This is a genomic window from Chelativorans sp. YIM 93263, assembly GCF_028767125.1.
GTDB lineage: Bacteria > Pseudomonadota > Alphaproteobacteria > Rhizobiales > Rhizobiaceae > Chelativorans.
Genome location: NZ_JAKCWP010000007.1, coordinates 55,294 through 67,930, shown reverse-complemented (window position 1 = coordinate 67,930; position 12,637 = coordinate 55,294). Strand labels below are relative to the sequence as shown.

The window sequence follows — 12,637 nt, the reverse complement described above, 5'->3', positions numbered from 1 at the left end:
AGCCCCGGCGGGAGGGCAGGCCGGTGGGATCCTCAATGGGAGAAACTCATGAAGCGAAAGACTTGCCTGCTATCCGCCGTTTCCTTTGCCGTCGCCGCGCTTGGCTCGCAGGCTGTCGCGCAGGATCGCGTGGTCAACATCTATAATTGGTCGGACTATATCGACGAGTCCATTCTCGACGACTTTACAGAAGAGACCGGTATCGAGGTCGTCTACGACGTTTTCGATTCCAACGAGATCCTCGAGACCAAGCTGCTTGCCGGCGGCACGGGATACGATGTTGTGGTTCCTTCCGGCGAGTTCCTCGCCCGGCAGATCGAGGCCGGTGTTTTTCAGGAACTGGACAAGTCGAAGCTGTCGAACCTCGACAACATGTGGGATTTGATCGAGGACCTTACGGACAAGTACGACCCCGGCAACGCCCATTCGATCAATTACATGTGGGGGACGACTGGGATCGGCTATAACGTCAACGACATTCAGGAAGCGCTCGGCACGGACACGATCAATTCCTGGGACGTGGTCTTTGATCCCGAAACCATGGAAAAACTGGCCGATTGCGGCGTTTACATGCTCGACGCGCCCGCGGAGATGGTGCGCGCTGCGCTGAATTATCTGGGGCTCGATCCCGACAGCCGCGATCAGGAGGATCTCCAGCAGGCCGAAGAGCTGCTGCTGTCCATTCGCCCTCATGTGCGCAAATTCCATTCCTCCGAATACATCAATGCGCTGGCGAACGGGGATATCTGTCTGGCGGTCGGCTGGTCGGGTGATGTTTTCCAGGCGCGCGACCGAGCCGATGAAGCCGATCAGGGCGTGGAGATCAAATATTCCATCCCGAAGGAAGGCGCGCAGATGTGGTTCGACCAGATGGCGATTCCGGCCGACGCGCAGAATGTCGATGAGGCGCATGAGTTCATCAACTACATGATGCGGCCGGAGGTGATCGCCAAGGCTTCGAACTATGTCTTCTACGCCAACGGCAATGAGGCGTCGCAGGAGTATCTGGATGCGGATGTCATTGACGATCCCGCCGTCTACCCGGATGAGGAGACGCTCCAGAATCTCTACACGACGCTGCCGTATGATCCGCGCACACAGCGCGTCGTGACGCGTCTTTGGACGAGGGTCGTCACCGGACAGTGATTTCCCTCGTCGGTGGCCCGGTGTTCGACCGGGCCGCGCTGACGACGGAGCAAGGGCGGAGTACGGAATGAAGTCGCTGGGAAGCACGCGAAGAACTTTCGCGCCCTGGGCCGACCCTGATGCCAAGCCGTTTATTCGCTTCGAGAATGTGAGCAAGCGTTTCGGCGATTTCGCAGCCGTCGACAATCTTTCGCTCGACATTTACGAAAGGGAATTCTTTGCACTGCTCGGTGCCTCGGGCTGTGGAAAGACAACGCTTTTGCGCATGCTCGGCGGCTTCGAAAGGCCGACCTCGGGCCGCATTCTGCTCGACGGGCAGAACATGCTGGGGATCCCGCCCCATCGCCGTCCTGTCAACATGATGTTCCAGTCCTATGCGCTCTTTCCGCATATGACAGTGGAGGGCAATATAGCCTTTGGGCTCAAGCAGGAAGGTATGCCGAAGGCCGAAATTGCCGAACGCGTGCAGCGCATGCTGAAGCTCGTAAAGCTCGAATCATTCGCTAAACGCAAGCCGCATCAGCTTTCGGGCGGTCAGCGTCAGCGCGTTGCGCTCGCCCGCTCGCTGGCCAAGCGGCCCAAGGTGCTGCTTCTCGACGAGCCGCTGGGCGCGCTGGACAAGAAGCTGCGCGAAGAGACCCAGTTCGAGCTTGTAGACCTTCAGTATGAGCTCGGCCTCACCTTCATGGTCGTCACCCACGACCAGGAGGAAGCCATGACGATGGCCGACCGCATCGCCGTCATGGACAAAGGCCAGGTGGAGCAGGTCGCCCCACCCCAGGAGATTTACGAGGCGCCGGCGTCGCGTTTCGTTGCGGATTTCGTCGGCAGCATCAACATGTTCGAGGGAACCCTGATCAGGGAGGCTGGCGGACCGCAGCTGAAGGACCGAAGCGGACTGGCCTTTGACATCGCGGACTCCGGCGATGCTTCACCCGGCGAAACCGCGTGGCTCGCCGTCCGCCCGGAAAAGGTCCGCATCTCTCGGGAACGACCGGAGGTGCAAAATGCAATCGACGGGGAGGTTTGGGATATCGCCTATTTCGGCGATATGACGGTCTACAACGTTCGGCTGGATGACGGGCGCGTCGTCAAGGCCAGCACGATCAACAGCCTGCGCCGGCTGGAAGATGCGCTGACCTGGCATGATCGGGCCTGGATATCCTTTTCCGCCGACGCCGGCGTGGTGTTGACGCGATGAAGCTCCTGCGCAGGCTTTTCCCTGCGATCGGCAGCCGGCTGGTCATTGCCGTTCCCTATCTCTGGCTGCTGTGTCTCTTTTTGATCCCGTTCGTCATTGTCTTCAAGATTTCCCTATCGCAGGTCACGATCGCCATGCCGCCCTACATGCCGGTGTTCGGCCTGGAGGACGGTGTTTCCGGCTTTCTGGAGAAACTGCGCGGTCTTTCCTTGGAAAACTACGTTTGGCTGTTCGGCGATCCGCTTTATATCAACGCGTATCTTTCCTCGCTCTACATTGCGGCGGTTTCGACGCTGCTGACGCTCCTGGTGGGATATCCCCTTGCCTATGGCATGGCGCGCGCGCCAGCCAATCTGCGGCCGCTCCTGTTGATGATGGTTATCCTGCCCTTCTGGACCAGCTTTCTGATCCGAGTCTATGCCTGGATCGGCATTCTGAAGCCTGAAGGGCTCCTGAACCAGTTTCTCTTCTTTCTGGGCGTGATCGATGAGCCGCTCATCATCCTCAACACGACGAGGGCGGTCTATATCGGCATCGTTTATTCCTATCTGCCTTTTATGGTCCTGCCGCTTTATGCAACTCTGGAGAAGATGGACTATTCCCTCATCGAGGCGGCTGAAGACCTTGGTTGCACGCGCTTGAGCGCGTTCTGGAAGATCACCTTCCCGCTTTCCCTTCCCGGAATCGTAGCGGGGTGCATGCTCGTCTTCATCCCGGCAGTGGGCGAGTTCGTCATTCCGGATCTCCTGGGCGGCCCGCGCACGCTCATGATCGGCAAGACGTTGTGGAGCGAGTTTTTCTCGAACCGGGATTGGCCGGTCGCGTCGGCGGTGGCAATCGTCCTGCTTATGATCCTCGTCCTGCCGATCGTCTATTTCCAGCGCACTCAGGCGCGCGCACGGGAGCAGGCATAGATGGCCGGCACCTGGGGCAGGTTCAATGTTGTCGCCCTGGTTTTGGGCTTCGCGTTTCTCTATTTGCCGATCGTCCTGCTGATCATCTTCTCGTTTAACGAGTCGCGGCTCGTCACCGTCTGGGCAGGCTTTTCGACACGCTGGTATGGAGAGATGCTCAACAATCGCGGCCTTCTGGATGCCGCCTGGGTGACCGCCCGTGTGGCGTTCCTGTCCGCCACGGTCGCCACGGTTCTCGGCACCATGGCGGCGGTCGCACTCACCCGCTATGTCCGCTTTCGCGGCCGGTTGCTGTTTTCCGGAATGGTGTTTGCCCCGCTGGTTATGCCGGAGGTGATCACCGGTCTTTCCCTCCTTCTGCTGTTCGTTGCCATCGGCTTCGACCGCGGCTTCGCCACCGTGACCCTGGCGCACATCACCTTTTCCATGTGCTTCGTGGCGGTCGTGGTCCAGTCGAGGCTGATCTCCTTCGACGAGTCGCTGGAGGAGGCGGCGATGGACCTGGGGGCGACGCCTGCCAAGGCCTTTTTCCAGGTGACGCTGCCGGTCATAATGCCGGCTGTGATCGCCGGCTGGATGCTGGCTTTCACCTTGTCTCTCGACGACCTCGTGATCGCCAGTTTCACCTCCGGGCCGGGCGCCACGACATTGCCCATGAAGATCTACAGCCAGGTAAGGCTGGGCGTGACTCCGGAGATCAACGCCGTCTGCACCATCCTGATCGGTATCGTGGCGATCGGTGTTATAATCACCTCCCTCGTCAACAAGAGGCGGGAGGTGTTGCGGCGGCGTGAGGAAGCAACTCCATAGGCTAAGTCGCTACTCACTATCGACAGTGCCGGTCCCGGCTGGGTGGAAGGACGCGATGAATGGTGCGGCCCATGAGCCACCGATGAAAAACGTCAGTGGCGTGTCCACCTGTGATCCGTTTTCCGCGTCGGCAAGTGTTCCATAGAGCGCCAGACCGCGGCTGGTAAGTGAAACCAGGCCATTGAGCGAAATGCGATGATCTCCGGATGCGGCTTCCGCACTCTGGATATCCGCCACACCGTCCTGCAGCGTAGCTTTCACGTTTGCCCGCTCAAACGTCAGGCTACCCTCGCCGAGCGCTGCCATAGGAAAGAAATCGCCCTCCTCGGCGAGCCGCAGAAACGCGTCGAGGTCGAGCCCGGGTATGCTGCCTGCCCCGATATCCAGTGATACATTTCCGTTGACTGTTTTCATGGCGCTTTCCATATCATCCCCGGTACCGGTCAGGACGACGGAAAAGTTGGCAGGTGCCCGCGGTATCAGCCTTTGCCGTTCAAGGGTATCTGCCAGTTGGCCCATCTGGATGCCTTCCCCTTGCATGCGGATTTCCATCGCGGCTCGGCGGCTGGTCTGTTCGGTGCGCATCCCAAGCTGAAAGTTCCCGCCGAAGACCGTAGCGTCGGAAATATCGAAGGTGGTTAAACCGTTTTTGGTTCTGGTCGCAGCGGCGATATTGCTCAATCTGATCTGGCCGAAATCGGCGGTCTCGGCGGAAAAACGCAGATCGTAGTCAAACTCCTGCGGGATCGGGCTCGGGCGGGTGGAGGGCAGGGGGTTGAACGTGTCCACGAGGGATTTCAGGTCGAGGGTGTCGAAGGCAAGCGTCCCGACAAGGCTCGGTCGCCCGCCGGTAAGGCTTATATCCAACAGACCGGTGCCCGTGCTGTTATCCAGTGCGAGCGTCGCGTCCTCGAGCTTCAGCCGACTGCTGCTGCCCGACAAATGAGCTGCAATACGCGCCGGTCCGATCCGGGTAATCGGCACCCTTCCTAGCCCGATCCACTCGGATAGGCGATCGAGAGCGGGCGATGAAAGGCTCAACTGCCCGTCAACGAATCCCTCGGCGGAAAAACTCGCACTGCCGTTATACGAGGCGCTCGCCGGGGCCGCTTCCAGTGCGAGTTCAAGCGGTGCATTGCCGCCGCCGAACAGGATGAGCGGTTGGGAGCTGGAGACTGACAGCGACGCGCTTTCTCCGCGCCAGATGCCTTCGGCGGTGAGGGAGGCCGGCCGGTTGAGGGCGGGCCAGTTGAACGTGCCGGTCAGGCTGGTAATGATTTCTTGCTGGTTCTCGTCTGTGCCCGTGACGACACGGCCGTGCCTGAAGATGATTTTACCCAGCTTGTGGCGTGGTAGTGCAGTGGTGTCCGGTTCGCTGGGCGAGGCTTCCACCACCGCTCTTGCGGTTGCTACCGAACGCGCCAGCCTGCCCCAGCTGTGAGGCGTCGGCAGACCGAGCGTTTCATCCTGTTCGGTCAGCCGCAAGACCGGGCGTGTAAGCTCCATCTCGGTGAAAATGATTTTGCCCCGCAGCGCGGCGAGGGCGGACAGATCGATTTCCATGCGCTCGGTCTGGAGAACCGGATAGGGATTCTCCCGATCCCAGTCGGAAAGGGTGACGCCCTTGAGAACCGCCCGAAAGGTCGGCCACACTTGGATTTCCGCGGTCTGGTCCAGTTCGACGCGGTATCCGCTCCAGGCGCTCATCTGTTGGGCGATTCGGTCGCGAACGATCTGGGTCGAGGCGAGCCAAGGCAATCCGACGACGACGAGCACGGTCAGAATCAGCAGTGCGCCGGCAATCCAAGCGCTTCTTCTTGCCCAAGAGATCGGCATTGCCCTCACAATCCAGCCGGGTGCCTATCCAAGGTATCCCCGCTGCGGTTTAACCGATGCGCCCTTCATTTCAAGCTCTGCGGTCGGCCGCGCATCAAGTTTGTACCGAAACCTTGCTCCCTACCCATAGCATAGGCATAACCGGCGCAAAATTGCGGAGGATAGTCATGCAGAGAGAAAAGCCGCTTTGGACTCCGTCACAGGAGCAGGTTCGGCAGGCGGCGATAACGGCCTTCACACAGGAGGCAGCCAATCGCTCGGACCAGCCGCTCAATGATTTCGCGGCCTTGCATCGCTGGTCGATCGATGATCGCGAAGCTTTTTGGCGCCTCGTCTGGGACTTCTGCGATGTGATTGGCGAAGCGGGCGAGCGCGTTCTGGAAAACGGTGACCGGATGCCGGGTGCCGCTTTTTTTCCGGACGCGAAACTCAATTTCGCCGAAAACCTGCTCGGGAAGAGAGGTACGGACGATGCGATCATCTTTCGCGGTGAGGACAAGGTCGAGCGCCGTCTCTCATGGGATGATCTGCGCGGTCTCGTCTCACGCCTTCAACAGCTTTTCAGAGACGAGGGGGTAAAGCCCGGAGACCGTGTCGCGGCCATGATGCCGAACATGCCGGAAACGGTCGCCGGGATGCTCGCGGCAGCTTCTCTTGGTGCGATCTGGTCCTCCTGCTCTCCCGATTTCGGTGTTCGTGGCGTACTCGACCGCTTCGGCCAGATCGAGCCGGTCCTCTTCATCGCGCCGGATGGATACTGGTACGGGGGCAAGCGCTTCGAGGTGGGCGAGAAAACAAAGGAGGTCCTTTCGGCCCTGCCGAGCGTGAGGAAAGCGCTCATCGTCGATTATCTCGGCACGGCAGGGACGGTGGCGGAGGGGATCGGGAAAGCCGTATCGTTCGAAACGGCGCTGGCGGATTATGCTCCCGCGGAGCTGACTTTCGAGCGTCTGCCATTTGCGCATCCACTCTACATCCTGTTCTCCTCGGGAACGACCGGCATTCCCAAATGCATCGTGCATTCGGCCGGCGGCACGCTCCTGCAACATGTGAAGGAGCATCGCCTGCATGCCGGCGTCAGGAACGGCGACCGTCTGTTCTACTTCACCACCTGCGGATGGATGATGTGGAATTGGCTTGTCTCCGGGCTCGCTGTCGGGGCAACCCTGCTTCTTTACGATGGATCGCCGTTCCATCCGGACGGCAATGTCCTGTTCGATTTCGCCGAGAAGGAAAAGATGACCGCTTTCGGGACATCGGCGAAATTCATCGATGCCGTTCGCAAGGCAGGCCTCGAACCGGCGAAGACGCATGATCTGAGCAGTCTTCGCGCCATATTCTCCACCGGCTCTCCGCTCGCGCCGGAAAGCTTCGAGTTCATCTATCGCGCTATCAAGGACGACGTTCATCTCGCCTCGATCTCCGGCGGCACGGACATCGTCTCATGCTTCGTACTGGGCGTACCGACACTGCCGGTCTGGGTGGGAGAAATCCAGGCGCCGGGGCTCGGCATGGCGGTCGACGTATGGGACGAGGACGGGCGGCCGTTGAAGAGCGGCAAGGGCGAACTCGTCTGCACGCGTGCCTTCCCCGCAATGCCCAATGGCTTCTGGAACGATCCATCCGGTGAGAAATACCATGCGGCCTATTTCGAGCGTTTCGAGAATGTCTGGTGCCATGGCGATTTCGCCGAATGGACGCCACACGGTGGAATCGTGATTCACGGCCGCTCGGACGCCACGTTGAACCCCGGTGGCGTACGCATCGGTACGGCGGAGATATACAATCAGGTCGAGCAGTTTCCCGAGGTGCTCGAGGCGATCTGCATCGGGCAGGAATGGGACGGCGATGTGCGCGTGGTGCTCTTCGTCCGGCTGACGGAGGGCGTTTTTCTGGACGATGATTTGGGCAGGAAGATCCGCGAGCGGATCAAGACCGGCGCCAGCCCGCGCCATATCCCGGCGAAGATCGTAGCTGTGGAGGACATCCCGCGCACCAAATCGGGCAAGATCACTGAGTTGGCCGTCCGTGACGTGGTGCATGGCCGGGAGGTGAAGAACAAGGAGGCGCTTGCCAATCCCGAGGCGCTGGAGCTTTATCGCGACCTGCCGGAGTTGAAGACCTGAGAGCTTGACCGAAAAGTCGTCTGGAGGGCTGCAACCGCACCCCCGTTGCATTGCATTTCGGATCGCGCCATTAACAGGCTGCTGTGCCGACCCAGAAAACGGAGCGAGATAATATGACGAAGACCCGCACTGAAACCGATACGTTCGGTCCGCTGGATGTTCCCGCCGACCGCTACTGGGGTGCACAGACACAGCGTTCGCTCACCAATTTCCGCATAGGCACAGAAAAGATGCCGGCCCCGCTCGTACATGCGCTGGGCATCGTCAAGCAGGCGGCGGCCGAGGTGAACATGAAGCTTGGCAAGCTCGATCCGAAGCTTGGCGAAGCCATCGTCGCCGCAGCGAAGGAAGTCTCCGAGGGCAAGCTGGACGACAATTTCCCGCTCGCCGTCTGGCAGACCGGCTCCGGCACCCAGTCCAACATGAACTCCAACGAGGTGATCGCCAACCGCGCCATCGAGATGCTGGGCGGCGAGATGGGCTCGAAAAAGCCGGTCCATCCGAACGACCACGTGAATATGAGCCAGTCGTCCAACGACACCTTCCCCACCGCCATGCATATCGCCGCCGGGCGAGAGGCGGCTGCCGAGCTTCTGCCGGCGCTCGACCACCTCGCGGAAGCGCTGGAGGAAAAAGAAAAAGCCTTCGCCGACATCGTCAAGATCGGCCGCACGCACACGCAGGACGCCACGCCGCTGACGCTGGGACAGGAGTTCTCCGGCTATGTCGCGGCCCTGAAACTCGGCAAAAAACGTATCCAGGAAGCGCTTCACGACGTTCACGCGCTCGCCCAGGGCGGCACGGCGGTCGGTACCGGCCTTAACGCGCCGGTCGGTTTCGACAAGGATTTTGCCGAACGCGTGGCGGCGATCACCGGTCTGCCTTTCCGCACGGCGGAGAACAAGTTCGAGGCGCTGGCGAGTCATGGCGCGCTCAACGCCTTCCATGGCGCGCTCAACGCGCAGGCGGGCGATCTCTTCAAGATCGCCAACGACATCCGCTTTCTGGGCTCCGGCCCGCGCTCCGGTCTGGCCGAGTTGAAGCTGCCTGAAAACGAGCCCGGTTCCTCCATCATGCCCGGCAAGGTGAATCCCACCCAGGCCGAAGCACTGACCATGGTCGCCACCCAGGTGATGGGCAACCAGACCACCGTCTCGATCGCATCGAGCCAGGGCCATTTCGAGCTCAACGTCTTCAAGCCCGCCATTGCCAACGCCGTCCTGCAGTCGGTCCGCATCCTTTCGGACGCCATGCGCTCCTTCACTGATAATTGCGTCAAGGGCATCGAAGCCGACGAGGAGCGCATCGACAATCTCATGCAGCGCTCGCTCATGCTGGTTACCGCGCTGGCGCCGGAAATCGGCTATGACAACGCCGCCATGATCGCCAAGAACGCACACAAGAACGGCACCACCCTGCGTGAAGAAGCGCTCAAGAGCGGCCTTGTCTCGGAAGACGATTACGACCGGCTGGTGCGGCCGGACAACATGACATCGCCGGGATAGGATATCCCATGTACACACCGACCCAGTTTCGCGAAGAACGCCCCGAGGTTCTTTCCAAGGCAATCCGCGATATTCAACTCGCCGTTCTCGTCACGGCCACACCCGGGACGTACCACGCAACCCATGCCCCTATGGTGCTGAAGGAGCAGGATGGGGTATGGACCCTGGAGGCACATTTCGCGCGGCCGAACCCGCACGGCGCCGCTCTTGCTTCCGGCCCGCTGCCCTCGCTCGCCATCTTCCAGGGACCACAGGCCTATGTCTCGCCGTCCTGGTATGAAACGAAGCAAATCCACGGTAAGGTCGTGCCGACCTGGAACTACATCGCCGTTCACGCCCATGGGCCGCTCGAAATCATCGAGGACGGCACATGGCTTCTTCAGCACCTGAACGATCTGACAGATGCAAATGAGGGCTATCGCGAGCAGCCCTGGTCCGTTTCGGATGCGCCCGGAGACTTCATCGGCAAGCTCTCGCGCGCTATCATCGGGCTGCGTCTGACAGTCGAAAAGGTCGAGGGAAGCTGGAAAATGGCCCAGCACCGCTCGGAAGGCGACCGGATCGGCACCCGTGAAGGCCTTGCCGCTTCACCGCGTGCCGGCGACCAGGCGGTGGCTGAAATCATGCGCGAACTGGAAGCCCGCAGGGAAGCCTAATCGAAGTGGCCACCGGGAATCCCGGTGGCCAATCGCAGACTTACTGCGATCCCTGACGATAGCGCTGGATCTGGTTGGCAACCTGTGGATCTGCCTGGGCCAGTTGATAGATCTGGTTGTAGGTCTCGATCTCAATGCCGTTGGAGCGCACGGCTTCCGCAATCTCCTGGTTCGCGGTGGCGCGCAGCTCATTCGCCTGTTCGCCCTCGCCGGCTTCCTCGATGCGCGGTGTCCACTCAGCGATCACCTCTTCCACCTCGAGCGAGGCTTCGGCGAAAGCCTGCAAGGTGGCGTCATCCACCTCGGCTCCCGGGACTTGCTGCTGCTGAGGCTGCTGTTGTTGTTGCTGTGTTTCCTGAGCATGAGCCGGGACAACTCCGGAGGCGAGTGCCAGGCAGAAGCTCGAAGCGGCGGCGGTTGCGAGTGTCTTCAAGCGAAGTTCCATAAGATCATTCTCCTTTGAATAAGTCGGCGGAAGGCGATGGAGGTCGCTCAACCGGGGTCTGAGTCCAGGCCCTGTTGGAAGGACGGACCGGCAGAGGAATGAGTTCCGTCCGCAGAGGGATTTCACTGCTCCTGCAGTTTTCTTGGAACTGATCACAAACAAGTCCCGTCCTTCTTGTACCCGGCGGGAAAATAGATGCGCCAAAGCGTGGGAGCGGCATGTCCGACGAATTGAAATGGATGATCGAACGACAAATACCGCATCTGCGCCGCTACGCGTTCGCTCTGACCCGCGACCGGGACATGGCCGACGAGATCGTTCAGGATTGTCTGGAGCGAGCGCTGCGCAAGCGCCATCTCTGGCAACGCCGCGGCAGCATACGCAGTTGGCTGTTTCGCATACTCTACCGCCAGAGCATCGATCATCACAGGAAGATGCGCACCGATGTGGTGTCGGCGGACACCGAGGTCATAGACAATGCGGTGAACCAGCCGGCCAATCAGGAGGCGCGGGTCGACTACCTCAAGATTGCCGAGGCGCTCGAGCAATTGCCTACGGATCAACGCGCCGTGCTCCTCCTCGCCGCTTTGGAGGGTATGCCCTATGACGAGATTGCCGAAATCGTCGGCGTACCCGTGGGTACGGTTCGTTCACGTCTTTCGCGGGCACGGGAGTCCTTGCGCCAGTTCCGAGAATTTACGCCCAGTGCGAAAGAGCCGGTCAAGTTGAGAATGGTAAAATGACAAGCGCCCTGGACGATATTTGCGAGATCGATCTGATGGCCTATGCGGATGGCCTTCTGGATGACGACACGGCGCGCAAGGCTGCCGTGGAGGCCTATCTGGAAGCTAATCCCGTTGATGCCGCGCGGGTCCAGGACATCATGCGGGATAACGAGGCCATTCGCGACGCGTATGCCGGGGAACTGCATCGTCCGGTGCCGGCGCGGCTGCTGCGCGCGGTCCGCGAACCGGAGCGCCGCCAGCGCAACCTGCCGACATCAATAGCCGCTAGCCTGGCGGCCGCTACTCTGGCCGCGGGGATTGGCTGGTATGCGGGTCAGCATGGCGACGAAGCCGTCACCGTCTCTCGCGAGTTGCTGCAGGAGATCGCCGGCCATTATTCAGACAACGCGGGAACTCAGATGGCTATGGGAGCAGGCACCGCCCAGGCGATCGGCGGTACGTTGATCTCCTCGCCGTCCAGAAGTGTTTTGCTCGAAGTCCCCCTGCCAGACCTGAGCGTCAACGGATATGAGCTTACCCAGCGCAAACGGGTCGAGATCGGTGGCCATGACATGATGCATCTGGTCTATCGCGCGGACGACAGCACGGTGAACCTGTTCATGCATCTCAATCAACGTGCGGAGAGCGCGTCCATGATCCACGCCGAGGAAGACGGCTTGACTGTTCATCACTGGTCGGACGGACCGATGGGTTACGCCTTGGCTGTCGAAGATCGGGACAAGGGTGCGCAGCAACTGCCCGAGGTTGTGCGGGATGCGGTGGAGCAGGCCCATTTTCTCGACGAAGCGCCCGCAGGCTTTGGCGGCGAAAGTGATTCGATTGCAAGCGAGGACCCCGCGGGGGGTACTCAACAACCTTCAAGCACCATCCCGCCGGTTCAGCATCAATTCAACTAGCCATGTGAACGAACACGATTACGGCTGCGGAAGGCGAGAACGGAAATTTCTCTTTGGGCAGGGGAAGCTGGGCGATGCCAAAAGGCGTGGCCCGAACTCAACGAGACGGAGGTCAATTTTGACGAAGCATACCCTCATAGCCGTTATCGCCGCTGCTTTTGCCGGTCCCGCTCTGGCGCAGGCGGTCGATTTTGAGTCGATCGACATCGATCAGAGCGGGGCGATTACGCTTCCGGAACTGCGGGCCGTGCTCCCGGATCTTGCGGAGGAAACCTTCAGTGCGATCGACGCCGATGGAAGTGGTGATCTCGGTCCTGAGGAGTTCTCTGCGATCGTCAGCGACTAAACCTGACCAC

12 protein-coding genes are annotated in these 12,637 nt (G+C 60.4%); 10 read left to right on the top strand and 2 right to left on the bottom strand.

Going from position 1 to position 12,637, the window contains the following annotated elements:
- Positions 1–48: 48 nt before the first annotated feature.
- The 4 genes from LY631_RS14670 to LY631_RS14655 all read left to right on the top strand — a co-directional run bounded on the left by LY631_RS14670 (position 49) and on the right by LY631_RS14655 (position 4,071).
- Positions 49–1,146: a polyamine ABC transporter substrate-binding protein gene (locus LY631_RS14670; protein ID WP_274426332.1), complete on the top strand. Its 1,098-nt coding sequence runs from the start codon at positions 49–51 to the stop codon at positions 1,144–1,146.
- Between the two features lie 67 nt (positions 1,147–1,213).
- Entirely contained in the window at positions 1,214–2,347 is a 1,134-nt protein-coding gene (locus tag LY631_RS14665; protein WP_274426331.1) for an ABC transporter ATP-binding protein, read from the top strand.
- Positions 2,344–3,261, top strand: coding sequence for an ABC transporter permease subunit (locus tag LY631_RS14660; protein WP_274426330.1), 918 nt, complete (start codon positions 2,344–2,346; stop codon positions 3,259–3,261). Before LY631_RS14665 ends, LY631_RS14660 begins: the two co-directional genes overlap by 4 nt.
- Positions 3,262–4,071, top strand: coding sequence for an ABC transporter permease (locus tag LY631_RS14655; protein ID WP_274426329.1), 810 nt, complete (start codon positions 3,262–3,264; stop codon positions 4,069–4,071).
- 9 nt (positions 4,072–4,080) lie between these two features.
- Here LY631_RS14655 and LY631_RS14650 read toward each other — a convergent pair whose 3' ends face one another.
- Positions 4,081–5,907 carry an AsmA family protein gene (locus LY631_RS14650; protein WP_274426328.1) on the bottom strand — a complete coding sequence of 609 codons (1,827 nt, stop codon included), beginning with the start codon at positions 5,905–5,907 and terminating at the stop codon, positions 4,081–4,083.
- A 167-nt stretch (positions 5,908–6,074) separates the two neighbouring features.
- On the opposite strand from LY631_RS14650, the gene LY631_RS14645 reads away from it, so the two are divergent.
- The 3 genes from LY631_RS14645 to LY631_RS14635 all read left to right on the top strand — a co-directional run bounded on the left by LY631_RS14645 (position 6,075) and on the right by LY631_RS14635 (position 10,194).
- Entirely contained in the window at positions 6,075–8,033 is a 1,959-nt protein-coding gene (locus tag LY631_RS14645; RefSeq protein WP_274426327.1) for an acetoacetate--CoA ligase, read from the top strand.
- 113 nt (positions 8,034–8,146) lie between these two features.
- Positions 8,147–9,538: a class II fumarate hydratase gene (fumC, locus tag LY631_RS14640; protein ID WP_274426326.1), complete on the top strand. Its 1,392-nt coding sequence runs from the start codon at positions 8,147–8,149 to the stop codon at positions 9,536–9,538.
- An 8-nt stretch (positions 9,539–9,546) separates the two neighbouring features.
- A complete protein-coding gene (locus LY631_RS14635; RefSeq protein WP_274426325.1) occupies positions 9,547–10,194 on the top strand; it encodes an FMN-binding negative transcriptional regulator in 648 nt (215 codons plus the stop codon).
- 40 nt (positions 10,195–10,234) lie between these two features.
- Here the strand turns inward: LY631_RS14635 and LY631_RS14630 are convergent, their stop codons facing one another.
- Positions 10,235–10,639 carry a DUF4168 domain-containing protein gene (locus LY631_RS14630; RefSeq protein WP_274426324.1) on the bottom strand — a complete coding sequence of 135 codons (405 nt, stop codon included), beginning with the start codon at positions 10,637–10,639 and terminating at the stop codon, positions 10,235–10,237.
- A gap of 218 nt (positions 10,640–10,857) precedes the next feature.
- Here LY631_RS14630 and LY631_RS14625 point away from each other — a divergent pair, with 218 nt between their 5' ends.
- The 3 genes from LY631_RS14625 to LY631_RS14615 all read left to right on the top strand — a co-directional run bounded on the left by LY631_RS14625 (position 10,858) and on the right by LY631_RS14615 (position 12,627).
- A complete protein-coding gene (locus LY631_RS14625) occupies positions 10,858–11,382 on the top strand; it encodes an RNA polymerase sigma factor (RefSeq protein WP_274426323.1) in 525 nt (174 codons plus the stop codon).
- The gene (locus tag LY631_RS14620) at positions 11,379–12,281 is read left to right on the top strand and encodes an anti-sigma factor family protein (RefSeq protein WP_274426322.1); all 903 of its coding nucleotides are present in this window, start codon (positions 11,379–11,381) and stop codon (positions 12,279–12,281) included. Before LY631_RS14625 ends, LY631_RS14620 begins: the two co-directional genes overlap by 4 nt.
- A gap of 118 nt (positions 12,282–12,399) precedes the next feature.
- On the top strand, positions 12,400–12,627 hold the full coding sequence (locus LY631_RS14615; protein WP_274426321.1) for an EF-hand domain-containing protein: 228 nt from the start codon (positions 12,400–12,402) through the stop codon (positions 12,625–12,627).
- Positions 12,628–12,637: the final 10 nt, after the last annotated feature.

Excerpts from the sequence above, each read along its gene's own strand:
- LY631_RS14670 (WP_274426332.1), top strand. The coding sequence starts at position 49 with ATGAAGCGAAAGACTTGCCTGCTATCCGCCGTTTCCTTTGCCGTCGCC.
- LY631_RS14665 (WP_274426331.1), top strand. The coding sequence starts at position 1,214 with ATGAAGTCGCTGGGAAGCACGCGAAGAACTTTCGCGCCCTGGGCCGAC.
- LY631_RS14660 (WP_274426330.1), top strand. The coding sequence starts at position 2,344 with ATGAAGCTCCTGCGCAGGCTTTTCCCTGCGATCGGCAGCCGGCTGGTC.
- LY631_RS14655 (WP_274426329.1), top strand. The coding sequence starts at position 3,262 with ATGGCCGGCACCTGGGGCAGGTTCAATGTTGTCGCCCTGGTTTTGGGC.
- LY631_RS14650 (WP_274426328.1), bottom strand. The coding sequence starts at position 5,907 with ATGCCGATCTCTTGGGCAAGAAGAAGCGCTTGGATTGCCGGCGCACTG.
- LY631_RS14645 (WP_274426327.1), top strand. The coding sequence starts at position 6,075 with ATGCAGAGAGAAAAGCCGCTTTGGACTCCGTCACAGGAGCAGGTTCGG.
- fumC (WP_274426326.1), top strand. The coding sequence starts at position 8,147 with ATGACGAAGACCCGCACTGAAACCGATACGTTCGGTCCGCTGGATGTT.
- LY631_RS14635 (WP_274426325.1), top strand. The coding sequence starts at position 9,547 with ATGTACACACCGACCCAGTTTCGCGAAGAACGCCCCGAGGTTCTTTCC.
- LY631_RS14630 (WP_274426324.1), bottom strand. The coding sequence starts at position 10,639 with ATGGAACTTCGCTTGAAGACACTCGCAACCGCCGCCGCTTCGAGCTTC.
- LY631_RS14625 (WP_274426323.1), top strand. The coding sequence starts at position 10,858 with ATGTCCGACGAATTGAAATGGATGATCGAACGACAAATACCGCATCTG.
- LY631_RS14620 (WP_274426322.1), top strand. The coding sequence starts at position 11,379 with ATGACAAGCGCCCTGGACGATATTTGCGAGATCGATCTGATGGCCTAT.